The organism is Rhizobium sp. J15, assembly GCF_002531825.1.
Classification (GTDB): domain Bacteria; phylum Pseudomonadota; class Alphaproteobacteria; order Rhizobiales; family Rhizobiaceae; genus Rhizobium.
On record NZ_NWSX01000005.1, the window covers coordinates 157,100 to 181,346 of the forward strand.

22 protein-coding genes are annotated in these 24,247 nt (G+C 62.2%); 11 read left to right on the top strand and 11 right to left on the bottom strand.

Annotation, left to right across the window (positions count from 1 at the left end; genetic code table 11):
* The first annotated feature begins 66 nt into the window (after positions 1-66).
* The 5 genes from CO670_RS06365 to CO670_RS06385 all read left to right on the top strand — a co-directional run bounded on the left by CO670_RS06365 (position 67) and on the right by CO670_RS06385 (position 5,852).
* The gene (locus tag CO670_RS06365; protein ID WP_097589481.1) at positions 67-630 is read left to right on the top strand and encodes a TRAP transporter small permease; all 564 of its coding nucleotides are present in this window, start codon (positions 67-69) and stop codon (positions 628-630) included.
* A gap of 10 nt (positions 631-640) precedes the next feature.
* Positions 641-1,921: a TRAP transporter large permease subunit gene (locus tag CO670_RS06370; RefSeq protein WP_097589482.1), complete on the top strand. Its 1,281-nt coding sequence runs from the start codon at positions 641-643 to the stop codon at positions 1,919-1,921.
* Positions 1,922-1,992: 71 nt separating this feature from the next.
* Positions 1,993-3,009 carry a TRAP transporter substrate-binding protein gene (locus CO670_RS06375; RefSeq protein ID WP_097589483.1) on the top strand — a complete coding sequence of 339 codons (1,017 nt, stop codon included), beginning with the start codon at positions 1,993-1,995 and terminating at the stop codon, positions 3,007-3,009.
* Between the two features lie 64 nt (positions 3,010-3,073).
* Complete coding sequence (locus CO670_RS06380; RefSeq protein ID WP_097589484.1) at positions 3,074-3,934, top strand: shikimate dehydrogenase; 861 nt, start codon at positions 3,074-3,076, stop codon at positions 3,932-3,934.
* 28 nt (positions 3,935-3,962) lie between these two features.
* Positions 3,963-5,852, top strand: a complete 1,890-nt coding sequence (locus tag CO670_RS06385) for a sugar phosphate isomerase/epimerase and 4-hydroxyphenylpyruvate domain-containing protein (RefSeq protein ID WP_097589485.1) — start codon at positions 3,963-3,965, stop codon at positions 5,850-5,852.
* A gap of 9 nt (positions 5,853-5,861) precedes the next feature.
* Here the strand turns inward: CO670_RS06385 and CO670_RS06390 are convergent, their stop codons facing one another.
* The 4 genes from CO670_RS06390 to CO670_RS06405 all read right to left on the bottom strand — a co-directional run bounded on the left by CO670_RS06390 (position 5,862) and on the right by CO670_RS06405 (position 10,349).
* Complete coding sequence (locus CO670_RS06390) at positions 5,862-6,875, bottom strand: LacI family DNA-binding transcriptional regulator (RefSeq protein WP_176538879.1); 1,014 nt, start codon at positions 6,873-6,875, stop codon at positions 5,862-5,864.
* A 208-nt stretch (positions 6,876-7,083) separates the two neighbouring features.
* Positions 7,084-8,094, bottom strand: coding sequence for a zinc-dependent alcohol dehydrogenase family protein (locus tag CO670_RS06395; RefSeq protein WP_097589487.1), 1,011 nt, complete (start codon positions 8,092-8,094; stop codon positions 7,084-7,086).
* Positions 8,095-8,127: 33 nt separating this feature from the next.
* Entirely contained in the window at positions 8,128-8,898 is a 771-nt protein-coding gene (locus CO670_RS06400; protein WP_097589488.1) for an L-iditol 2-dehydrogenase, read from the bottom strand.
* 137 nt (positions 8,899-9,035) lie between these two features.
* Positions 9,036-10,349, bottom strand: a complete 1,314-nt coding sequence (locus CO670_RS06405; RefSeq protein WP_176538876.1) for a sugar ABC transporter substrate-binding protein — start codon at positions 10,347-10,349, stop codon at positions 9,036-9,038.
* Positions 10,350-10,674: 325 nt separating this feature from the next.
* On the opposite strand from CO670_RS06405, the gene CO670_RS06410 reads away from it, so the two are divergent.
* Positions 10,675-11,658 carry a sugar kinase gene (locus tag CO670_RS06410; protein ID WP_097589489.1) on the top strand — a complete coding sequence of 328 codons (984 nt, stop codon included), beginning with the start codon at positions 10,675-10,677 and terminating at the stop codon, positions 11,656-11,658.
* A gap of 3 nt (positions 11,659-11,661) precedes the next feature.
* Positions 11,662-12,930, top strand: a complete 1,269-nt coding sequence (locus tag CO670_RS06415; protein ID WP_097589490.1) for a D-tagatose-bisphosphate aldolase, class II, non-catalytic subunit — start codon at positions 11,662-11,664, stop codon at positions 12,928-12,930.
* Between the two features lie 59 nt (positions 12,931-12,989).
* Here the strand turns inward: CO670_RS06415 and CO670_RS06420 are convergent, their stop codons facing one another.
* The 7 genes from CO670_RS06420 to otsB form a co-directional block, all read right to left on the bottom strand.
* A complete protein-coding gene (locus tag CO670_RS06420) occupies positions 12,990-13,754 on the bottom strand; it encodes an SDR family NAD(P)-dependent oxidoreductase (protein WP_097589491.1) in 765 nt (254 codons plus the stop codon).
* Between the two features lie 42 nt (positions 13,755-13,796).
* Complete coding sequence (locus CO670_RS06425; protein WP_097589492.1) at positions 13,797-14,525, bottom strand: SDR family oxidoreductase; 729 nt, start codon at positions 14,523-14,525, stop codon at positions 13,797-13,799.
* A gap of 26 nt (positions 14,526-14,551) precedes the next feature.
* Entirely contained in the window at positions 14,552-15,811 is a 1,260-nt protein-coding gene (locus CO670_RS06430; protein ID WP_097589493.1) for an ABC transporter permease, read from the bottom strand.
* The gene (locus CO670_RS06435; RefSeq protein ID WP_097589494.1) at positions 15,808-16,629 is read right to left on the bottom strand and encodes an ATP-binding cassette domain-containing protein; all 822 of its coding nucleotides are present in this window, start codon (positions 16,627-16,629) and stop codon (positions 15,808-15,810) included. Before CO670_RS06435 ends, CO670_RS06430 begins: the two co-directional genes overlap by 4 nt.
* Before the next feature lie 67 nt (positions 16,630-16,696).
* Positions 16,697-17,770, bottom strand: coding sequence for a sugar ABC transporter substrate-binding protein (locus CO670_RS06440; RefSeq protein WP_176538877.1), 1,074 nt, complete (start codon positions 17,768-17,770; stop codon positions 16,697-16,699).
* A 247-nt stretch (positions 17,771-18,017) separates the two neighbouring features.
* Positions 18,018-18,902, bottom strand: a complete 885-nt coding sequence (locus tag CO670_RS06445) for an AraC family transcriptional regulator (protein WP_097589495.1) — start codon at positions 18,900-18,902, stop codon at positions 18,018-18,020.
* Positions 18,903-19,081: 179 nt separating this feature from the next.
* On the bottom strand, positions 19,082-19,861 hold the full coding sequence (gene otsB / locus CO670_RS06450) for a trehalose-phosphatase (RefSeq protein WP_176538880.1): 780 nt from the start codon (positions 19,859-19,861) through the stop codon (positions 19,082-19,084).
* 122 nt (positions 19,862-19,983) lie between these two features.
* Here otsB and CO670_RS06455 point away from each other — a divergent pair, with 122 nt between their 5' ends.
* The 4 genes from CO670_RS06455 to repB all read left to right on the top strand — a co-directional run bounded on the left by CO670_RS06455 (position 19,984) and on the right by repB (position 24,188).
* Positions 19,984-21,069, top strand: coding sequence for an ROK family protein (locus CO670_RS06455; RefSeq protein ID WP_097589497.1), 1,086 nt, complete (start codon positions 19,984-19,986; stop codon positions 21,067-21,069).
* Positions 21,070-21,529: 460 nt separating this feature from the next.
* Positions 21,530-21,706, top strand: coding sequence for a hypothetical protein (locus CO670_RS32880; protein ID WP_176538878.1), 177 nt, complete (start codon positions 21,530-21,532; stop codon positions 21,704-21,706).
* 278 nt (positions 21,707-21,984) lie between these two features.
* Complete coding sequence (gene repA / locus CO670_RS06465) at positions 21,985-23,202, top strand: plasmid partitioning protein RepA (protein WP_088673982.1); 1,218 nt, start codon at positions 21,985-21,987, stop codon at positions 23,200-23,202.
* On the top strand, positions 23,199-24,188 hold the full coding sequence (gene repB, locus CO670_RS06470) for a plasmid partitioning protein RepB (protein ID WP_097589498.1): 990 nt from the start codon (positions 23,199-23,201) through the stop codon (positions 24,186-24,188). The genes repA and repB overlap by 4 nt, the downstream gene beginning before the upstream one ends.
* The last annotated feature ends 59 nt before the right edge of the window (positions 24,189-24,247 follow it).

A 24,247-nucleotide genomic window follows, 5' to 3' on the forward strand; every position in this document is an offset into this window, starting at 1 on the left:
CGACGCGCTCCGGCGGGTCTGACGACGGTCGGCCGGTAGGGGCTAGGCCACGCTTGGGAGGAGCGAATGACCCGTATCATCGATTTCTATTTCTTCGCGCTGAAGGTGACGATCGCGCTCCTGCTGGCAGCGATGGTCGTGCTGGTTTTCGGCAATGTCGTGCTGCGTTACGCCTTCAACCAGGGCATCACTTCTTCGGAGGAGCTTTCGCGCATCTTTTTCGTGTGGCTGACGTTTCTCGGCGCCGTCGTCGCGATGCGCGAGCACGCACATCTCGGCGTCGATTCCCTGATCACGCGCCTGCCGAAGCCCGTCGCCAAGTTCGCTGTCCTCCTCGGTTACGGCATGATGCTTGCAGCCACATGGCTGATGATCAGCGGCAGCTGGGCCCAGACGCTGATCAATCTGCATGTTTCGGCTCCGGCAACCGGCATTTCGATGGGTGTCTTCTACGGCGCCGGCCTTGCCTTCGGTGTACCGGCCTTTTTCATCCTTCTGTGGGATGCCTTTGCAATCGCGACCGGCCGCATCGACGTGACGACCGCCGCACTCGTGCGCGACAGCGAGGAACAGGCCGCACTCGAAGATCCCGCCCAGACGGCTTTTCCCGTGCTGAAGCCGAAGCACTGAGGAGCGCGCCATGACCGTCACCATCTTCCTCGGCGCACTTCTCGGCCCCATGGCGCTCGGCGTGCCGATTGCCTTTGCCCTCATCATCACCGGCGTGGCGCTGATGATGTATCTTGGCATGTTCGATGCGCAGATCGTCGCGCAGAACGTGCTGAACGGCGCCGACAGCTTTCCGCTGATGGCCGTGCCCTTCTTCCTTCTCGCCGGCGAGGTGATGAACACAGGCGGTCTTTCGCGCCGCATCGTCAATCTCGCCATGGCCATGGTCGGCCATATCAGGGGCGGTCTCGGCTTCGTCGCGATCTTCGCGGCCTGCGTATTGTCCAGCCTTTCGGGATCGGCCGTCGCCGATGCGGCCGCCCTTGGCGCCCTGCTTTTTCCGATGATGCTGAAATCGGGTCATGATCCGGCCCGCGCCGGCGGCCTGCTCGCCTCGGCCTCGATCATCGGCCCGATCATCCCGCCCTCGATCGGCTTCATTCTCTACGGCGTCATCGGCGGAGTTTCGATCACCAAGCTGTTCCTGGCCGGCATCGTCCCCGGCCTGCTGATCGCGGCGGCTCTCTGCGTCACCTGGCTGATCGTGGCGCGCAAGGAGCAATTCGCCCTGCCGCCGAAACAGAGCGGCGCCGTGCGGATGAAGGCCTTCGTCGAAAGCATCTGGGCGCTGATGCTTCCCGTCATCATCATCGTCGGCCTGAAATTCGGCGTGTTCACGCCGACCGAGGCCGGCGTCGTCGCGGCGGTCTATTCGCTCTTCGTGTCGATGGTCGTCTATCGCGAGCTGCCGCCGTCGCGGCTGTTCGAGGTCTTCGTCGCTGCCGCGAAGATCACCTCGGTGGTGATGTTCCTGGTCGCCTGTGCCGCCGTCTCGGCCTGGCTGATCACCGTTGCCGATGTGCCCGGCGAGCTTGCGGGCCTCGTCGAGCCGCTGATGGACAATCAGACGCTGCTGCTGCTTGCCATCATGCTGCTGATCATCATCGTCGGCACCGCCATGGACATGACGCCGACGATCCTGGTGATGACGCCGGTGCTGATGCCGATCATCAAGCAGGCGGGGATCGACCCGGTCTATTTCGGCGTGCTGTTCATCATCAACAATTCGATCGGGCTGATAACGCCGCCGGTCGGCACGGTGCTCAACGTCATTTGCGGCGTTTCGAAGCTGTCGATGGAGGATCTGATGAAGGGCGTCATTCCCTTCATGATCGCCGAGCTGATCGTTCTGCTTCTACTCGTCCTTTTCCCTGCGCTGGTGACCGCTCCGGTCGCCTGGTTCGGACACTGATGTCGCCGATGACGGCGATGGAATTTCAACGCGGCCGGAGGGAGATGCCGGCTCTATCCTGGGAGGAAAACATGCTGAATAGATTGACGAAACTGGCGCTGGGACTGGCCCTGCCCATTGCCCTCTTGGCAAGCGGCCCGGCCATGGCCGAAATCCGCGAACACAGCCTCAAATTCGCTGCCGCCAACAATAAGGGCCATCCCCAGGTCATGGGCATGGAGAAGTTCGCCGAACTGGTGAAGGAAAAGAGCGGCGGCAAGATCGAGGTCAAGCTGTTTCCGGGCGGCGTGCTCGGCGGCGACGTGCAGACGGTGTCGGCGCTGCAGGGCGGCGTCATCGAGATGACGGTGCTCAACGCCGGCATTCTCGCGAGCAACGTCAAGCAGTTCGGCGCTGTCGACCTGCCCTTCCTCTTCAACAGCGGCGAAGAGGCGGACAAGGTGATGGACGGCGCGTTCGGCACCAGCCTGATGAAGCTCCTGCCCGACACCGGCCTCGTCGGCCTCGCCTACTGGGAGCTCGGTTTCCGCAACCTCACCAACAACCGTCATGCGGTCACCAAGCTTGAGGACATCAAGGGCCTGAAGATCCGCACCATCCAGTCGCCGATCCCGATCGAGCTCTTCAACAGCCTGGGCGCCAATGCGGTGCCGCTGCCCTATACGGAACTCTACACGGCGCTCGAAACCGGCACCGTCGACGGCCAGGAAAACCCGGCTGCCAACATTCTCAACGCCAAATTCTTCGAAGTGCAGAAGTACATGACGATCACCCGTCACCAGTACAATCCGCAGATCGTGCTGATCAGCAAGAAGTTCTGGGACGGTCTGAACGACGAGGAAAAGGCAGTCTTCGCGGCGGCCGCGACCGAAGCCCGCGACTATCAGCGCAAGGTTTCCAGGGAGCTGGACGCCAAGGCGATCGAGGAAATCAAGAAGACCGGCATGGAAGTCGCCGAACTCAGCCCCGAAGAGACGCAGAAGCTGCGCGACGCCGTCAAGCCGCTGGTCGACAAGTTCGCGGCTCAGATCGGTGCAGAGACCGTGACACAGCTCTTCAAGGAGCTCGACACGGTTCGCGGCAAGTAAGCAGATCGGGCCCGCGGGCGACCCTGCGGGCCTTTCCCATCACGAGCAAGACAGGAACTGGCGCATGGCCGAGACACTCCTGAAACCGTTGAAGGCCGGGCTGATCGGCTCCGGCATCCAGGCCTCGCTGACGCCTGCCATGCACATGAAAGAAGGTGCGGCGCAGGGGCTGGACTATGATTATGAGCTGATCGATCTCGTCAAGCTGAATGCGTCGCCGGCCGATCTTCCGCGTCTGATCGGGGATGCCGAAGCACGTGGACTTGCCGGTCTGAATATCACTCATCCCTGCAAGCAGCTCGTCATCCCCCTGCTCGACGATTTGTCGCCCGAAGCCCGGGCGCTCGGCGCCGTCAATACCGTCGTCCTGAAGGACGGCCGGCGCTTCGGTCACAACACCGACTGGTGGGGCTTTGCCGAGAGTTTTCGGCGCGGGCTGCCGCAGGCAGACCTTTCCTCCGCCGTCCAGCTCGGCGCCGGCGGGGCGGGTGTGGCGACCGCCTATGCGATCCTGACGCTCGGTCTCGAGCGGCTGACGGTCTTCGACCGCGAGCACGAGCGCGCCGTCGATCTGGCCGAAACGATGTCCGCGCTCTTTCCCGGCGCCTCTGTCACTGCGGGAAGTGACCTGGAAGCAGCGATGAACGGCGCATCGGGTCTTGTCCACGCGACACCGACCGGCATGGCCAAATATCCCGGCACGCCGCTTCCGCCCGAACTCCTGGAAAAGCGCCATTGGGTCGCCGAGATCGTCTACTTCCCCCTGGAGACCGAACTTCTGCGGCAGGCGAGACAGCGCGGCTGCCGGGCGCTCGATGGCGGCGGCATGGCGGTCTTTCAGGCGGTCGGCGCCTTTCGCCTGATCACCGGCAGGGAGCCGGATGCCGGCCGCATGCTCGCGCATTTCAAGACGATGACGACGTAAACGCCGCAACGCAGGAAGGATCACGCCGATGAAGACATCGATTGCGACTGTTTCGCTGAGCGGCGACCTCCGCGACAAGCTGGAAGCGATCGCCAAGGCCGGCTTCGACGGGGTGGAGATCTTCGAGAACGATTTCCTGATCTTCGACGAGAGCCCGAAGGAGGTTGGCCGGATGGTGCGCGATCTCGGCATGGAGATCACGCTTTTTCAGCCGTTTCGCGATTTCGAAGGCATGCCGGAGCCGTTGCGCAGCCGCACTTTCGACCGCGCGGAGCGCAAGTTCGACATCATGCAGGAGATGGGCACCGATCTGGTGCTGGTCTGCTCGAACGTCTCGCCGGCTGCCCTCGGCGGCCTCGACCGGGCGGCGGCGGATTTTCACGAACTCGGCGAACGGGCGGCCAAGCGCGGTCTGCGCGTCGGCTATGAGGCGCTTGCCTGGGGCCGCCACATTCACGATCACCGCGACGCCTGGGAGATCGTCCGGCGGGCCGATCATCCGAATATCGGCCTGATCCTCGACAGTTTTCATACGCTGTCGCGCAAGATCGACGTCAATTCGATCCGGTCGATCCCGAAGGAGAAGATCTTCATCATCCAGCTTGCCGACGCGCCGCTGATCGACATGGATCTGCTCTATTGGAGCCGGCATTTCCGCAACATGCCTGGGGAAGGCGACCTGCCGGTGCTCGACTTCATGAAGGCCGTCGCCGCAACGGGCTATGACGGCTATCTGTCGCTGGAGATCTTCAACGATCAGTTCCGCGGCGGTTCGCCGAGCGCGATCGCCGTCGATGGTCGCCGTTCGCTGATCTATCTCGGCGACCAGGTGAAACGGCAGCAGCCGGAGAGCGCGCTGCCGGTGCCGGCCATGCCGCCGCGCGCCGCCGTCGAGGGCATCGCCTTCGTCGAGTTCACTGCGGATGAAGACGAAGCGCCCGAGCTCGAAGCGCTGTTTAAAAGCCTCGGTTTCCGCAAGGCGGCCAGACACAAGAGCAAGCGCGTGACGGTCTTCCGCCAGGGCGCGATCAATCTCGTGATCAACACGGAGCAGAAGGGCTTTGCCAGCGCCTCCTACGCCGTCCATGGCACCTCGGCCTATGCCGCAGGCCTGATGGTTGACGATGCCAAGGCCGCGTTGCAGCGCGCCGTGGCGCTTGGCGCGGAACGCTTCGAGCAATCGCTCGATGCCGGCGAGATCGAGATGCCGGCCGTGCGCGGCGTCGGTGGGGGCGTCCTCTATTTCCTCGATCGCAAGAGCGAGCTTGCCCGCATCTGGGAGATCGAATTCGATGCGATCGAAGACGATGCCGCGCCGCGGCCGGCCGGGCTGCAATCGATCGACCATATGGCGCAGACGATGAAATATGAGGAGTTGCTGACATGGTTGCTCTTCTACACCTCGCTCGTCGAGGCCGAGAAGACGCCGATGGTCGATATCGTCGATCCCTCCGGCATCGTCCGCAGCCAGGTGGTGGAGAATGCGGAAGGGTCCTTGCGCATCACCATGAACGGCGCGGAAAACCGCAATACGCTCGCCGGCCGCTTCATTGCCGAAACCTTCGGTTCCGGCATCCAGCATCTTGCCTTCAGGACCGACGACATCTTCGCGACCGCCGCCGCCCTTGCCGCAAACGGCTTCGTCTCGCTTTCGATCTCGCCGAACTATTATGACGATCTCGAAGCCCGCTTCGGCCTCGACGCCGAATTCGCCGATCGGCTCAAGGCCAACAACATCCTCTATGATCGCGACGAGGCCGGCGAATATTTCCAGCTCTACAGCCCAACCTATGGCGAGGGGCTGTTCTTCGAAATCGTCGAGCGGCGCGGGTATCGCGGCTATGGCGCCGCGAATGCCATCTTCAGGATTGCCGCGCTGAGGAAACATTTAAGGCCGCCGGGACTGCCCCGCGCCTGAGACGCCATATCACGCCGAGGTCCGCAGCATCAGCTCGGCATTGAGAAGAATGCGGGCTGCCGGCGTCGCGGCAGGCCCCTCGCCCTCGCCGAGCCTGCCGAGCAACATTTCGATCGCAAGCCGGCCGATCTCGTTATAATTCTGCGCCACCGTCGTGATCGGAGGGCAGGCGTATCGCGACAGCGGGTGATCGTCATGTCCCGCGACCCGCAAGTCGTAATTGGCGCCATGGCCGACCTTGAGGCCCAGCTGGAATGCGGCGGCGATGACGCCGAAGGCGACGCGGTCGTTGGCGCAGAGCAGGGTGCGCGTCGGAAAGCCCTGGCCCGACGTCAGGATGCGGGTCGCCTCCTCGAAGCCGAAGCGTTCGAAGTCCCAGCTCTTGCTGTCCGTCAGCTCGACGATGCTGGGCGCCATCTTGAACTGCTCCATCGCTTCCAGATAGGCCGTCTGGCGGGTCAAGGCGTTGGTATTGACGTGCGGCATGCCGAAATAGCAGGGCGGTTCGCCCGAGCGGCAGAGATAATCGACGATCAGGCTGAAACTCTGGCGATTGTTCGTGCCGACGAAGGAGGATGTCTCGTCGAGCGGCGAATCGACATAGATGAGCGGTACGCTGCGGCCGAGCTCGTCGAGCGTGGCGTGGTGGGATTCCACGCCGAGCGGCGCGATGATTGCGCCTGCGACATTCATCGATTTCAGCGTCTTGATCGCCCGGTCCTCCATTTCAGCCTTGCCGTCCGACGACAGGACGAAGGCGAGGAAGCCCGTCTCGTTGGCGATCATTTCGATGCGGCGGGTGAGCGCCATATAGAACGGGTCGGTGGAATTGGGGATGATGACGCCGAGAATGTTGCTGCGCCGCCGATTGAGATTGACGGCGAAGATATTCGGCCGGAACCCCGATTTCTTCAGGGCCTGCTCGATCGTCTCCCGCGTCTTCTGGCGCACCGACATCGGATCGCTGAAATATTTCGAGACGGTGGGACGCGACAGGCCGACGAACTCCGAAAAGTCCTCCATGGTTTTGATCGTCTTTCCCACCATCTGATCTCCTGACGCGGCGTCTCCGACGGTTTCTAGATGACTCATCGCCGGACGGAAAGCCGCCCTGTCGATCACCCGAACCTAGAGCGTGTCGCGCAAAAGTGTGCGCGGTTTTGCGATAACGACACGCGTAAAAACAAAGACCTAAAGCACGGGGAGCGAATCTGAAAGATCGCGACGTGCTTTAGTCTATGGAGAACTGCACCTTCATCGTTGCCGGATCGGCGGACTTTTTCGTGATGAAGGGAAGTACCTCGCCAAGCGGTAGCCGGTGGGACACCAGCTGCGCCATGGCGCCGGTATCCCTTCTTAGAATGTCGAGCGCCTGAGGAATGTTGCGGTTCAGCGAGTGGGAGCCGGCGAAGCGGATCTGGCGCCGGAAGATCTCGAAGGGCGCCAGGGAAATGCGCTGGTCGGGCGCGCAGACGCCGAAGACCAGAACCGTGCCGCCATCGGCGGCGAAGTCGATCATGCCTTCGACGACGCGGGCGATGCCGGTTGCGTCGGCAACGAAATCGAAGCTGCGGCGGCGCCCGGCCAGCGCTTCGGAGCCGGAGACGGCCGTCTCCAGTCCCAGCCGTTCGGCAAAGGCCAGGCGGCCCTCGTTGATATCGGCAACCGTCACCGACGAAACGCCTTCGGCCTTCAGGGAGAGGGCGAGCAGCAGTCCGATCGGTCCGGCGCCGAAGACGAGCGCCGTTTCCGTTGCCGCGGGACCGGCCCGCAGGCCGGCGCTGCCAAGGCCGTTCAAAACGCAGGCGAGCGGCTCGGCGAGCGCGGCGAGATTGAAGTCGAGATCGCCGATTTCGTGCAGGTGATCGGTCCTGACCAGGCTATATTCGGCAAAACCGCCGTTCTCCGTGACCCCATAGGCCTTCAGGTCGCGGCAAAGATTGGTCAGTCCCTTGCGGCAGGCCCTACACTCTCCGCAGGGAAGATTGGGATCGACGACGACACGGGCGCCGACGGCAAGACCGGAGACATCGCCGGCCACGGCCTCGATCACGCCGGCATATTCATGGCAGGGGACGAGCGGGAAGCGGCCCTCGCCGTAACGGCCGTGGAGGACGTCGATATCGGTGTGGCAAAGACCGGCGGCGCGCACGCGCACCAGCGCATGGCCGGGCCGCAGCTCCGGCAGCGGCAGCGGCTTGGTGACCGCGACGCCCTTCTCGGTATAGCAGATGGCTTCCATCTCTCTGGCTCCAGATTTCTTGCGGAAAGGCGATCAGCTCATCCAGTTGCCGCCGTCGACATTGTAGGTCTGGGCGAGGATGTAATCGCTGTCCGATGAGGCGAGGAAGACGGCCAGCCCCTTGATGTCGTCGGGTGTGGCGAAGCGGCCGATCGGAACGGATTTGGCGACGGCGGTCTTCTTCTCGCCGGGCTTCAGTCCTTCCCATTTGGCAAAATGCGCATCGACGATATCCCAATGCTCGCCGTCGACGACGCCGGGGGCGATGGCATTGACGTTGATGCCGTATTTGACGAGGGCCAGCGCTGCCGACTGCGTCGCCGAGATGATAGCCGCCTTGGAAGCGCAGTATAAAAGCACCAGCGCCTCGCCGCGACGCCCGGCCTGGCTGGCCATATTGATGATCTTGCCGCCCCTGCCCCGGTTGATCATGACGTTGGAGACGGCCTTCATCATGAAGAGCGGCCCCTTCAGGTTGATCGAGAAGACCTTGTCGTAGCTGGCCTCGTTGATCTCATTGACCGGGGCCATGTCGAAAATGGCAGCATTGTTGACGAGGATGTCGATCCCGCCGAACTCCTTGTCTACCTCTGCGACGAGCGTGTCGATCGCCGTGAGATCGGTGACATCGAGCTTCATCGCCTTGGCCGCCGGGCCGATCGCGGCGGCGGATTTCGTTGCCCGTTCGATATCGATATCGGCGATGACGACCTTGGCGCCTTCCTTGACGAAGGCCTCGGCAAAGCCGAGGCCGATGCCGCGCGCGCCGCCGGTAATCAGGGCAACCTTGTCTTTCAGTCTCATGTCGTTCTCCAGTTCAGCCGGCGCAGACGCCGGTAGTGCGAAACGATGGCTAACCGCCTGACCAGAAGGTCCCGGCAGTCGTGCTGCCGGGACCTTTCCGGGAGGAACTCGCGGGCAGGCCGCGAGGATGAAAAGGCTCACTTCGGGTAGCCGGCCTTCTTCATGTCGCGTTCGACCTGCTTCTGGGCACTGTCGAGAGCGGCATCGACCGATTGCTGTCCGGACAGGGCGGCGGCGATCTGCTGGCCGACGAGCGTGCCGATGCCCTGGAACTCGGGAATGGCGACAAACTGAACACCGGTATAGGGAACGGGGTCCTTGGTCGGCTTGGACGGGTCGGCCGAGAGGATGGCCTTCAGCACGGTATCGGCAAAGGGGGCCGCCTTTTGATATTCCGGCAGGGCGTAGGTCGATTTTCTGGTGCCGGGCGGCACCGCGACCCAGCTCTCCGTCTCGCCGACCTTCTTGACGTATTCCTTGGAGGTCGCCCATTTCAGGAAGGATTTGGCCGCATCGAGCTTGGTCGATGTCGCCGGGATCGCCAGGTTCCAGGACCATGACCAGCTCGAGCCGTTCGCCGTAACGGCGATAGGCGCGCGCGTGAAAGCGATCTTGTCGGCGACCTTGCTCTGCTTCGGGTCGTAGACGCGGCCGGCAGCCGACGTGGCATCGATCCACATCGCGCAATGGCCTGTCGAAAACAGCGCCTGGTTTTCGTTGAAGCCGTTCGCAGTCACGCCTGGAGGACCATATTTGGTCATCAGCTCGACATAGTCGGTAATCGCCTTCTTCCAGGGCTCGGAATTAATCTGCGGCTTCCAGTCCATGTCGAACCAGCGCCCGCCATAGGCGTTGATCATGGTTCCGAGGAACGCCATGTTCTCGCCCCAGCCGGGCTTGCCGCGCAGGCATAGGCCGTACTGTTCCTTCGATTTGTCGGTCAGCTTGGCCGCATATTCCTTGATCTGGTCGTAGGTCGGCTCATCAGGCATCTTGATGCCGGCGGCATCGAAGAGGTCCTTGCGGTAGAGCGTAAACGAGCTTTCTGTATAGAAGGGCACGGCATAGAGCTTGCCGTCGACGGTCAGGCCGGCCTTGATCGGGGCGAGCAGGTCGTCATAGTCGTAATCGGCGCCGAGATCGTCAACGGGCGCCAGCCAGCCCTGCTTGCCCCAGATCGGCGCCTCATAGCCGCCGATGGTGATGATGTCGTACTGGCCGCTCTTCGTCGCGATGTCGGTCGTCACCTTCTGGCGCAGGACGTTTTCTTCGAGCACCACCCAGTTCACCTTGTTGCCGGTCTCCTTCTCCCATTCCGGCGACAGTTTCTGCATGATGATCATGTCGCCATTGTTGACGGTGGCGATCGTCAGTTCCTCGGCGCCCGCCAATCCGGCGGTCAGTGCGAGGCAGGCGACGGATGCAGACAGAATGCAAATGATCTTGCTCATGGTCTCCGCTCCTCCTTTACGGATGTTCACGCATAAAATTACATGCGTAAAGTTTTATCTGCCATCTTGACCGATGTTGTCAAGGAAGTTTTGGAGGTTCAATCGGCCAGATATCGATCGTTTTGCGTGGAAATTGGGATTTATGAAAACCGGAACTGAGTTTTGCAGCGCGAAATCGTATAGATCCTGTTTGTTGCAGCGCAATATTAAAATTACCGCGCGTAAAAATTATTCTTGACTGGCCTTTGCAAGCAAGTTACGGGCGGATTGAAGTTTTTGATGAGTGCGCGGAGCGCAGACGCTTCCCGCATGAAGGAGATTGCAGATGCCGTTGTCTCAAAGGGCGATTGCGCCGGAAGCGCTCGGGCCGACGATCACCGTCGGCGAAATCCTGGTGGAGATCATGGCGACGACGGTCGGCGCGGGCTTCCTCGAGCCGCAATCCCTGACGGGGCCTTATCCGAGCGGTGCGCCGGCCATCTTCATCGACCAGGTTGCGCGCATGGGCGGAACGGCCGGCATCATCGCCGCCGTCGGCAATGACGATTTCGGCCACTTGAACGTCGATCGCCTGCGCCACGACGGCGTCGACGTATCCGCCATCGCAATCCACGAAGACTGGCCGACAGGCAGTGCTTTCGTTCGCTACCGGCCGAATGGCGCCCGTGATTTCGTCTTCAACATCGCCAGATCCGCGGCCGGCCAGATCGGCTTGACCTCTGCCGCCGAGGCTCTCGTCCGGCGTGCCGGCCATGTGCATGTCATGGGAACGGCTCTTACCATTCCCGGTGCCCGCGAGGTGATCCTCTATGCCGTCGAGACGGTGCAGGCCCGCGGCGGTTCGGTGTCGCTGGACCCCAACCTCCGTAAGGAACTGCTGACGGATGACGGTGCACTGGAAAGCTTCAACCAGGTGCTTGCCACAGCCGATCTGCTGCTGCCCTCCGGCGAGGAGCTTTTCACCGTCGCCGGCCGGACGGACGAAGCCGCGGCTGTCGCCAAGCTTTTGGAGGGCGGCATCGGCGAGATCGTGCTGAAGCGGGGTGAACAGGGCGCGTCCTTCTTTGGCCGCGGCTTTCCGCGCATTGATTGCGCCGCCTTTGCGGTTGACGAGGTCGATCCGACCGGCGCCGGAGATTGTTTCGGCGCGGCCTATCTCACCTGCCGCCGCAAGGGCATGGCGCCGGATGCCGCCCTGCTCCACGCCAATGCGGCCGGTGCTCGCAACGTGACCCGGCTTGGCCCCATGGAAGGCGTCTCCACCCTTGCCGAACTCGAAGCTTTTATTGCCGAAACCCCGAGGAGATAGACGATGGACCGGATATTGACCCGTCTTGCCGCCGCCCGGCGTGAAGGCAGACCCTTCGGCATCACCTCGGTCTGCTCCGCCCATCCCCTCGTTCTCAGGGCCGCCATCCGGCGGGCGGTGCGCGAAGGCGGATCGGTCCTGATCGAAGCGACCTGCAACCAGGTCAACCATCTGGGCGGTTATACCGGCATGACGCCGGAAGACTTCATCCGCTTCGCCGAGCGCATTGCCGCCGAGGAAGGGCTCGACCGCGCGCGGATGATTTTCGGCGGCGATCATCTCGGCCCCAACCCCTGGCGCAAGGAGATGCCGGTAACCGCGCTCAAGCAGGCAGAGCTCATGGTCGAAGCCTATGTCAGGGCCGGGTTCGGCAAGATCCATCTCGACGCCTCGATGGGCTGCGCCGGCGAGCCGGCCGCGCTCGACGACCGGACGATTGCTGAGCGCGCCGCGAGATTGGCAGAGATCAGCGAAAGGACGGCGCAGGCGATCGGCGCGCCGATGCCGCTTTATATTCTCGGCACCGAGGTTCCGGTGCCGGGCGGCGCCGATCATGTGCTCGAAGAACTCCGGCCGACCGCGCCGGAGGCCGCTCGCGCAACGATCGCCATTCATCGCGAAATCTTCTCGCGGGCGGGATTGCAGGACGCCTTTTCCCGCGTCATCGCCTTCGTCGTCCAGCCGGGCGTCGAATTCGGCAGCGAGAACGTCATCGGCTACAGGCCCGAGCTTGCGACTGAATTGACCGCGCTTCTCGACGAGGAACCGCAATTCGTCTTCGAGGCCCATTCCACCGACTATCAGACGCGGGAGGCCCTGACGCGGTTGGTGCAGGATGGCTTCCCGATCCTCAAGGTCGGCCCCGGCCTGACCTTCGCGCTGCGCGAGGCCGCCTATGCGCTTGACATGATCGCCAGCGAGATGGTTCCCGGCTACGGCGACAGGCCGCTGGCAGCCACGATGGAGGCGGTGATGTCATCAGCGCCCTGCGACTGGCAGGCGCATTATCACGGCGATGAGACGGCCCTGCGCCTGCAGCGGCACTACAGCTACAGCGATCGCATCCGCTATTACTGGAACAGGCCTGATGCGGAGAAGGCGTTCGAGAGATTGCTCGCCACCCTGCGCGGAAAGACGATTCCGGAGACGCTGCTGCATCAGTTCCTGCCGCAGCTTTCGCCAGCCGAAGCCGGCGATCCCGAGACTATAGTGATTGCCGCAGTCGACCGCGTGCTTGCCGACTACCAGAGCGCCTGCGGCACGACGCCTTGAATGCCACGGGAAGGACCGGCTTGGCCTTCGGGCGGAACCCGCCCTCCCCTCTCCGAGCCTTACCGCGTCGTATAACCACCGTCGATGACAAGCACTTCGCCGGTGACGTAACTTGCCGCCGCCGAGCAGAGAAACAGGGCAGCACCCGCCACCTCCTCCGGCTGTCCGACGCGGCCCATCGGCGTCATGCTGCGCCAGGTCGGAAACCAGTCGGGATTGTCGATGCCGCCGCGCGACAGATCGGTCTCGATATAGCCCGGCGCAATGGCGTTGACGCGAATGTTTTCGGCGGCGACTTCGCTGGCGAGGCTCTTCGTCATCATGTGGACCGCCGCCTTGGAGGTGTTGTAGGCGACCTGGTTCTGCGGAATGTTGGAAACGATGCCGGACATCGAGCCGATATTCAGAATGACGCCGCCGCCCTGTCGCCGCATGGGCGCGAGTGCGGCCCGGCAGGCGCGGAAGACGGCGTCGACATTGACGGTCATGATCTCGCGCCAGATGGCATCCGAGAATTCGCCGCTGTCGCCATGAATGGCGATGCCGGCATTGTTGACGAGAATGTCGAGCCGGCCGGCCCGTGAAAGGGTTTCAGCCACGAGTTCGTCGGCAGCGCGCTCCTTTGCCAGATCCGCGGCGATGAACTCGAAATCGACTCCGGCCTTGGAGAGCCGTTCCTCCGCGGCTTCATTGCGTGTTCGTCCCGCGATGACGACCTTGGCGCCCGCCTCGCCGAGCGCTTCGGCGATCGCCAGCCCGATGCCGCGCGTGCCGCCGGTCACCAGCGCCACCTGTCCGTTCAGACGAAATCTATCGAAGATCATGGCCGTTTCCTTTGTCCGGTTGCGGGGGCTGGCAAATCCCTCTCAGATATCGGTGCTCTGCGGCAGGATGACGAGATCGCGGATGGTGACGTTGCGCGGGCGCGTCAGCATGAAGAGCACGGCCTCGGCCACTTCCTTCGGCTCCATCAGGCCGCCGGCGGCGAGCGCCTCATCCAGCTTTTCCTGCGGCCAATCGCTGAGAAGCGCAGTGACGACGGGCCCCGGCGCGACGGCGCCGACGCGCAGACCGTGTTTGGCCACCTGCCGCCTGAGCGTGTGGACGAAGGCCTGGACCGCATGTTTGGAGGCGGTGTAGACCGGCTCCCAGACGACGGGGACCATGCCGGCGACGGAACTCGTCAGGACGATGTCTCCGGTCTTGCGCTCGACCATGTGCGGCAGAACGGCATGCACCGAGCGGAAGGCGGCGTTGATGTTCAGGTTGAGCATCCGGTCCCAGGCGTCAGGATCGCCGCCGAGCACCTCGCCGCCGATATAGGAGCCGGCATTGGCGTGGAAGATATCGAGCTGGCCCGCCTTCTCCAGAATTGCAGGCATCATCTGCGCCACGCTTTCGGGGGCCAAGAGGTCGACGACCAGCGGAATGGCGTCCGCGCCGAGCGTCGAGCAGATTTCCCTCAAGCCTTCTTCGTTGCGATCGATCAGCACGACGCGGGCGCCGGAGCCAAGCATGGCCTTGGCGCATTCCAGGCCGATACCTGATGCCGCCCCGGTGACGGCCGCGACTTTTCCAGACAGATCCTGTCTCATTTTCTTCCTCTGCTTTCCTGGTTGGTTTAGGCCCGGCCGTGCGAAATGCGCGAGCGGCGTGCCAGAGAGTCGACGATGACGGCAACGGCAAGAACGGCGCCGGTGATCATGTAGCGAAGCGATGACGACAGATCGAGGAGCGTCAACCCGCTGGCGATCGACTGGATGACGATGATGCCGAGAAGGGCCGAATAGGCGCTGCCGCGCCCGCCGAACAGGCTCGTGCCGCCGATCACTGCCGCAGCGATGGCGTTGAGATTGACGTCGCCGGTGCCGGCCTGCTGGCTTGCGGTGGCGAGCCGTGCCGCCGAGAGCACGCCGCCGGTTGCCGCAAGCAGGGCGCACATGACGAAAGCGCTCGCATAGATGCGCGACACGTTGATGCCCGAGCGGCGGGCAGCCTCCCTGTTGCCGCCGACGGCATGCATGGAGCGTCCCCATTTCGTGCGCGTCAGCGCATAGTTCATCGCGATGACGAGCCCGACGAAGAGGCCGAACATCCAGGGGACACCCCGCGACTGGTTGAGATAGAAGGCCACCGCCTCCAGAGCGACGGTGATGATGACGGCGCGCAGAAGAAGTCCGCCGACCGATTTCGACGAAAGGCCGGCCGCCCGCCGCCGCGCCGCGGTGCGGTAGCTGGAGAAAAAGAAAGCAATGCCGGCAAGCGCCACGAGTGCATAGGCGACCGGATCCGGCATGACCATGATCTGACCGAAATTCACCAGCCACGAACCATAGGTCAGATTGATCGAGCCGGTCGATCCGAGAATATAGAGCTGCAGGCCGAGAACGGCGAGCAATCCCGACAGGGTGGAGACGAAGCTCGGCATGCCGAAGCGGTTGAAGAGAAAGGCGTAGAGCGAGCCGATCAAGGCGCCGACAGCCATGGCGGCGAGGATGGCGAGCACCACCGGCCAGCCCTGGTTGATCCAGAAGACGCCGGTGAGCGCGGAGGCGAAGCCGCTGACGGAGCCGACCGACAGGTCGATTTCCCCCACCATCAGGATGCAGACGATGCCGAGCGAGATGACGCCGACCGTCGAGCAGTCGAACAGCATGTTGACGAGGTTGGCGCTGGAGAGGAACACCGGATTGAGCGCCTGGAATACCGTCCAGATGATCACCAGGCCGACGATGACGGGCAGCGAGCCGAGGTCGCCGGAGCGGATGCGGTCGATAAAGCCGCGAACCCATCCGGTGAGGCTGTCGTCATGGCGCACTCTTTCGTCGCGCCGGTCGAGAAGCGGAGGTGCCGCCGGTTCGTTCTGGATGGTCTTCATCATGGCCTGCCCTCCTCGTTCTCTCGGCTTTGCGCCTGGCGGCGCATCGCGCGGCGGGAGACGGAATTGTTGGATGCGCCGGTGATCGCGCTGACCAGCGCCTCGTTGGACGCATCGGGCATGAAGGTGCCGTTGTTGCGCCCGAGCCGCAGGACGACGATGCGGTCGGCGACGGCTCGCACATCCTCCATGTTGTGGCTGATCATGATGACGCCAAGGCCGCGCTCGCGCACGCGCTCGATCAGATCCAGCACCTCGGCGGTCTGGGCGACGCCGAGTGCCGCGGTCGGCTCATCGAGCATGATGAGTTTCGGCTCGAGCAGCAGAGACCGGGCGATCGCCACGGTCTGGCGCTGCCCGCCGGAAAGCGAGGCCACCGGCTCGCGCACGCTGGGTATGCGGGCCGAAAGCTCGCTTAATAGCTTCCAGGCGCGGATCTCCATGGCGACCTCGTCGAGCTGGAAGGGATTGAGCTCCTTGCCGAGAAAGATGTTGGCGACGACATCGAGATTTTCGCAGAGTGCCAGATCCTGGAAGACCGTCGCGATGCCGAGGTCGAGGGCGGCGCTTGGGCTCGACAGATCGACCTGTTTTCCCTCGAACAGGATCGTGCCCGAACTCGGCTGGTGCACGCCGGCCAGAATCTTGACCAGCGTCGATTTACCGGCGCCATTGTCACCCACGAGCGCCACGACTTCGCCGGCATGGACGTCCAGTTCGATATCGGTGAGCGCCGACACCGCCCCGAAGTTCTTCGATATGCCGCGCAGGCTGAGAACGGGCTGACGCGTGGGATCGATAATATGAGAGGTTTCAGACATCGTCTGGCCTTTCGGAAAAAGCGAAACTGAAAGCGCGGCCGGCGGCCGGCCGCGCTTTCCTTGCGGATTACTTGATGATGCCGAGCTTCTTGCAGCCTTCGGCATAGCGGCCGGTGCACAGTTCCTCGGCAGTGTTGATCTTCTTGTCGATGATCTCCGCCTTGAGGTTCTCGGCGGTGACGACAGCCGGCACGAAGAGCTGTGCGGGTGTGTCGTAGAGGGTCATTTCGGCCTTGACCGTTTCTCCTGCCAAGAGCTTCACGGCAACGTTCGCCGCCGCAGCGGCGACGATTTCGCTCGGCTTGGAGATCGTGTTGTACTGATCCCCCGATATGATGAGCTGCAAGGCCGCGATCGTCGCGTCGTTGCCGGTCACCGGCGGAACCGGATCGACGCCTGCCGCCTTGAAGGCGGCGATGGCACCGCCGCCGGTGCCGTCATTGGCGGCGACCACGCCGACGATCTGCTTGCCGAAGCGGGTGATCTGGCCGGCCGCCCATTGCTGGGCGTTCGCCGGCTGCCAGTTCGGCGTGTCGAATTCGGCAAGTGTCTTGTAGCCGCCGCTGGCCAGACCCTCGTGAATGCCGTCCTTGATCAGCCCTGCCGCCGCATCGGTCGGCGAGCCGTTGATCTGCAGGATGCCGCCGCCATCGGCCGGCACGTTCTTGGCCTTGAGATGCTCAATGAGCGATTCCGCGATCGCCTTGCCGATCGCCTTGTTATCGAAGGAGACGTAGAAATCGGCCTTGCCGGTTGGGATCGGGCGGTCATAGGCGATGACCTTGACGCCCTGGCTCTGGGCGAGCTGGACGAGAGACGCAGCCGCCGCCGAGTCCACCGGATCGAGCACGATGACCTTGGCGCCCTGGGTGATTGCCGAATTGAACTGCTGCTGCTGTTTGGCGATATCGGCATCGGCATTCTGATAGATGACCTTGCAGGACGCGCAGAGCTTCTTCATTTCCGCGACGAAGCCCGGATGGTCGTGCTCTTCGTAACGGGTCGAACCCTGGTCGGGCATGAGAAAAGCGACCGTCGCATCGGCAACGGCGCTTTGCGCGAAGGCGGATGTGCCGCCGAGCAGGGACAGGACAAGTGTCGCAGCGCCTGCCGTCTTTATCGAGAACTTCATCATTTCCATCTCCTCCCATTGGAAAAAATCGTATAGCTTCGTGGCTGCTATGCTCTGCTGCGCCGTTCGGCTGAAGAAACGGCAGCGCCTGTCTCAGCGGTTTTCAGCTTTTGAGGACAAGCGTTTCCCCTCGCGAGCCGCTCGTTGCGTGCTCACGTTCAATTCAGTGTGGTTTTGCTTTCTCCTCCCTTGTCCTCCTCTCGCCGTTTTCGGCGGACCGTGTTTCGTGCTCCTCGAAACGAAATCGTCCGGCCGCTTAAGCCGCCTTCGCCACGTTGATATTGTCACCCAGCAATCGCCGGAAACGGGACGGCGTCATGCCTTTTTCCGCGAGAAACTGCCGGTTGAAGTTGGATAAGTTGTTGAAGCCGACCTCGAAGCAGATATCGGTAATCGATGCATGGTCGTCGCTCATCAGGATCTGGCAAGCGAGGTTGATGCGAAGCCGCTTCACATATTGCACCAGCGACATGCCGGTATGGCGGCGGAAGGCGCGCGAGAAGGCGCCGGTTGACTGTCCGGCGATCGTTGCGAGATCGGTTTCGTCGAAGGACTTGGTAAGGTTCTCCCTGATATAGGCGAGCGCCTTGTTGATGCCGGCCGACATGTAGCCCGAGGGATCGGGCAAGTAGCTCGGGCTTGCGAGCAGCTGCGCATCCTGCGCCCGGGCGAGCAGGCCGACCATCATCATGAAGAGTTCGATGCGCCGTACACCCTGCGCCTGCTGCACCTCGTTCATCAAGGGGGCGACCTGCCGGCTGGTCTCGGTGCCGAAGAGCACGCCGCGGCGGGAGGCCTCGAGAACCGGCTCGAAGGACCCGAGCTCGGCCAGCACCTTCATCGTGTCGCTGATGAAACTCTCGCTGAACTGGATGAGCTGGCAGCGAAGCGGAATGCTCGATCCCTTCGGGACATCGCTGATCCAGTTGTGAGGAAGATTGGGGCCGGCAAGAACCAGATTACCGGGCTCGAACTCACCGATGAAATCGCCGACAAAATAGCGGCCCGTTGTCGCCACGACGAGATGAAGTTCGTATTCCGGATGAAAGTGCCAGCGAACCGTATGATAGGGATAGCCATGCGCCTTCGTCGCGAAAGATTCGCCCGGCCTGATCTGAACGACTTCCAAGTCAGGTTCCATTGTTTCCTCCTCCGAGGACGGTTTTAAACCCGTCTGCCAAATTCCCCGTTTGGCTTTATTGTTAAGGGGAGTGTAGTGGGCCTGTCTGATGCCCGCCACCACGATTCCCCGCTGAAACCGATACTTTTTTGACAATCGAACCTGTGCGGCCGGTGTAAAGACGAGCGCAATCCGCCGCCTCAGGCAGCCAGGGCGGCAATAACGTTTCTGACCAGCGCAGCGGAAGACAGCCGGTTGGTGGCGCAGCTCGGGGCGCCGATGGTGCCGACACGCACGGAGACGCCGCCGCGCGCATTGGCGATCGCAAACATCGACTCGTCGGTCAGGTCGTCGCCCATGGTGATCGGGCAGCGGTTCTTGAAGGGCTCGGATTGGAAAAACCGTTCCAGCGCATCGCCTTTGCTCGACCGGGCCGGGCGCAGCTCGAACACCATCTTGCCGAGTTGCAGCGCCCAGTTCGGTCCGGCGAGTTCCGCATAATGATGCATGCGTTCTTCGAGAACCTTTTCATATTCCGGCGCAAGCCGGTAATGGGCGGCAACGGCAGCGCCCTTATCTTCGATCAATACGCCGGGATAATGCTCGGCTTCCGCCGTCAGTGCATGCTTCAATGCCTGAAACTCTGTGCTCGCCTCGACGGTATGCATCCCGGTGGCGCTTCTGATCTCCGCCCCGTGGAGACCTGCCGTCGGAAATGCGAAGGGTTTGAACAGAGCGTCGGCAAAGGCGAGCGACCGGCCGGTGACGAGCGCCAGGGCGCCGTTGAGCTTGTTCGACAGGCGATGAAGTTGCCCGGGAAGCGCCTCCGGAACCTCGATCGCATCCGGTGTGGGCGCGAGATTGAGCAGCGTCCCGTCAATGTCGAGAAACATCGCCCAACGGTCCGGCTCTTCCAGGACCAGGGAAAGCATTTCCTGCGTAGCGGCGTCTTCCTGCACGGCATTCTCCAATTCTGCAATCATTGAAGCTAGGTCGCTGTCCGACGAGGGCAAGATGACGGGCCGGTCCCCGGAACATCCGGAGCAACTCCGCGTTTTGTCTGGCCGCCCGCTCATGCACTCGCGCAGCAAAAGGAAGATTGATGGCCAAAGGCAGTTCCAAGCATCATGAGGAAGTCAACGCGCCTTTGGCGCACGGCGCATCGCTGCTGCCGCTGGTGACCATCGACGACTACAACAATGAACTGCGTGACAAGAACGGTTTCGTCGGCGACAACGCCAATAAGAAGACTTTCCAGCAGAAGCTCGACGACTGGCGAAAACGCGTCCGCAAATTCGGAGACGACCCGATCGGCAAGGTCGCGACGGAGAAGCTTTCCAAGAAGAAGATCGAGGCCCTGCTCAAGGGAGACGATATGGAAGCCGCCGCGCTGGTCATGGGTGCGGTGGAGGATTTCTCGCAGGACTTTGCGAAGGTGATCGCAAAGTTCCTCAAGGATGAGCGCTGGTCGAAGACGGAGCGGATCGTGGTGGGTGGCGGCTTCCGGCAAAGCCGCTTCGGAGAGCTCGCGATCGCCAGGACCATGATTCTCCTCAAAGCGGACGGCATCAATATCGAAGTCGTGCCGATCGCTCATCATCCCGACGAGGCGGGACTGATCGGCTCTGTTCACCTGATGCCGCCCTGGATGTTCAAAGGCTATGAGGCGATCCTCGCCGTCGATATCGGCGGCACGAATGTCCGCGCCGGCGTTGTCGAGTTCGGAAAGGAAAAATCGCCGGATTTTGCCGATGCGGGCGTCTGGGACTCGGCGATCTGGCGCCACGCCGACGATGAGCCGAGCCGCAGCGCAACGGTAGAGAGGCTGGCGACCATGCTGCGAAACCTGATCGAGAAGGCCGAAAAGGCCAATCTGAAACCCGCTCCCATCATCGGCATCGCCTGCCCCGGCATCATCAAGGCCGACGGTTCGATCGAACGCGGCGGACAGAACCTGCCCGGCGGGAATTGGGAAAGCGATAGCTTCAACCTTCCCCTGGCGCTGATGAAGGCCATTCCCGAAATCGGCGATCACAGCACCTTCGTGATGATGCACAACGACGCCGTCGTGCAAGGGCTGTCGCAGATCCCTTTCATGAAGGACGTTTCGAGATGGGCGGTGCTGACCATCGGCACGGGTTTGGGCAACGCCCATTTCACCAATCGCGAGGGAATGAAGGCGCGATAGCGACTGATACCTATATCCTTGTCGTGCATGCCGCCGTCTGCTTACCGCTCGCAATCCGCTATCCGATGAGAGGATTTGAGCACGCGCAGGCTTATGGTAAATAGTCGGTAAACAAAGAGGAATTCGACAGACGGAAGCGAAGGCCTCAATAAGTTCCGCTAGATGAGAGGAGCTCTTTGTGGGACCTGCCGGAATTACCCAGGTCGAAAAAGCGACAAATGCCGTCTGCCTATGCATCCGATCATATCCGCAGGCACCTGATTCGCATAGGATGCGCTTCTGCAATCTTGCCGAAGTGAGGCCCCTCCCCTCCCGCTCTGCTCATGCCGATGGAGCACCCCTCCCCTACCCGCTTGCATCGGAAAAGATGGTGATAACGTTGAGGGACAGTTCTCGGCAGCTTCAAATTGCGCTTATCTCTGCGTCATTACGCAGGTCATGCGCAGACGAAAGATGGATCATGAACTTCAAGGGAATAAGCGCTCCTCTCAACGCCGGCCGTCTCGAGCAGATGCTCGGACTTGCCCCGTCACGTCGCGATCCTGAAACGCACGACGCGAGCGACAAGTCCTCCGGCGGCGAGCCCGTCCGTGGATTGGAGGGCGAAAGCCTGTACCGCCCGTCCGTTTATAAGTGAGATAGGGCTTCCTGCCCGGGCTTTTACGAGTGGTGGCAAGCTGAGTCGGCAATGTCTCCGCATGTCGGAATCACGCTGCTATGCATTGGAGATGAGGTGGCAGGCGCGGGCAGAACTGTCGTTGTCAGCTGACAACCGCGCTAAGATTCCGGAATTCCACGCTATTTTCCCGTCGAATCCGTCTCGTTATCTGTTTGCTAACCAAGAAATCGCTTGACGGAATCGCCAGACTCACGATCATTTGCGCAAAATTACCCGATTTACCAGGATTTGCGTGAATGCCGAACAAGGCCGCGATTGTCGAGAAAGCCAAGAGGGCGAGTCAAGTCTCGATCGACGAGACGATTGCGCAGGACTCGACGATGCTCAGCAGCCAGTTGCAGGTGCTGTTCGAGCGGCTGTTTTCGCCGGATGCCCGCAAATCGCTGCGGCGGTTCAGCAGCACCGAGGCGGCCAAGCTGCTCGGCGTTACCGACAGCTATGTTCGCCACCTCGCCGCCCAGGTGGAAACCATCAATCCCGAGAAGACGCCGGCCGGGCGCCGCGTGTTCTCGCTCGAGGAAATCCACGCGATGCGCCAGCATCTCGGGCGCACCAAACCTTCCTATCTGCCGATGCGCCGGCCGGGCGACCATCTCCAGGTCATCGCCGTCACCAATTTTAAAGGCGGCTCCGGCAAGACGACGACATCCATTCACTTGGCGCAGTTCCTGGCGCTCCGCGGCTACCGCGTGCTCGCCGTCGATCTCGACCCGCAGGCGTCGATGTCGGCGATGCTTGGATATCAGCCGGAATTCGACGTCGGCGAAAACGAGACGCTCTATGGTGCCATCAAATATGACGAGACGCGTCGCGACGTCGGCGACATCGTCCGCCAGACCTATTTCCCCGGCCTCGATCTCATTCCCGGCAATCTCGAACTGCACGAGTTCGAGCACGACACCCCAAAGGCGCTGGCCGACACCAACCGCGACGACAAAGACATGTTCTTCATGCGGGTCGGCAATGCGCTGCATTCGCTCGAGCAGAGCTACGACGTCGTCATCATCGATTGTCCCCCTACCCTCGGCTTCCTGACGCTGTCTGCCCTCTGTGCCGCTACGGCCGTTCTCATTACCGTTCATCCCCAGATGCTCGACGTGGCATCGATGAACCAGTTCCTGACGATGACCTCCGATCTTCTGGCCGTCGTCAAGCAGGCTGGTGGCAATCTTGAATATGACTGGATGCGCTATCTGATCACTCGCTACGAGTCCAATGACGGCCCGCAGGCGCAGATCGTTGCCTTCCTGCGCAGCCTGTTCGGCGAGCGGGTGCTGACGTCGATGATGGTCAAATCGACGGCAGTCTCGGATGCGGGCCTGTCCAAGCAGACGATCTACGAGGCCGGGCGCGAGACGATGCATCGCCAGACCTATGACCGCGGCGTGGAATCCGTCGACAGCGTCAATGCCGAGGTCGAGCAACTCATTCGCAATGCATGGAGCAGGACATGAGCCCGAAAGGTCGTGACATCCTGAAGAGTATGGTCGGCTCCGTCGAGCCGGCACGACCGGATGCGCCGAGCGCGCCGCCGCCGCATCGGCCGTCCGGCGCGGTCAAGGCGATGAACCTGTCGCTCGGGCGGCTCGGAGAGGAAGCGGCGGCCGCCAAGGCATTGCGCGAATCCCTCGCCTCCGGAGACAAGGTGCTGGAGATCGATGCGGCTGCGGTCGAAATGTCCTTCATCCGTGACCGTATCCCCGTCGATCAGGATCCTGAATTCGAGCGGTTGAAGCAATCGATTAAGGACAGCGGACAGCAGGTTCCTATCCTGGTCCGGCCGGACCCTGTAAAGGCCGCTCATTATCAGGCGGCCTATGGCCATCGGCGCCTGCGCGCGGCCGCAGAACTCGGCGTCCCGGTTAAGGCCGTGGTGCGCAAGCTGACGGATGAGGAATTGATCCTTGCTCAGGGTCAGGAGAACGGCCCTCGCGTCGACTTGAGCTTCATCGAACGAGCGTTGTTTGCGCGCCGCATGGATGAACACGGCTTCAACCGTGACATGATTGCCAGGGCATTGGCGACGGATAAGCCGGAAACCTCGAGGCTGCTGCAGGTCGCGCAGACGATTGATCCGGAGATTATTCTGGCCATCGGACCGGCCCCCAAAGTCGGCCGCCCGCGCTGGCTGGCCTTCGCCGAAAAATTCAGAGAAACAGGCGGGCCGAAGAAAGCGCAGGCGGCGATCCGCGCCGCCGGTTTCGAGGCGCTGGAAACCAGCGGCCGTTTCGATGCGGTCTGGAAAGTGCTGGAGGAGAAGAGCACGCCGCAGCGCGACGCGCAGACCCTTCGCACGTCAGCGGGCGCGCCGCTTGCTTCGGTCTCCCGCGCCGGCAAAACCTTTCGTATCACCGTCAAATCGGCGGCGTTTTCGGAATTCCTGGCTCAGCGGTTGGCGGGCCTCGCCGCCGAGTTCGAAAAGGAAAATGATAGGAAATGAGGCAGTTAGACGAATTGTCAGCTGACAATTCGGATAGGAGATAACGCGCAAAAGAAAAA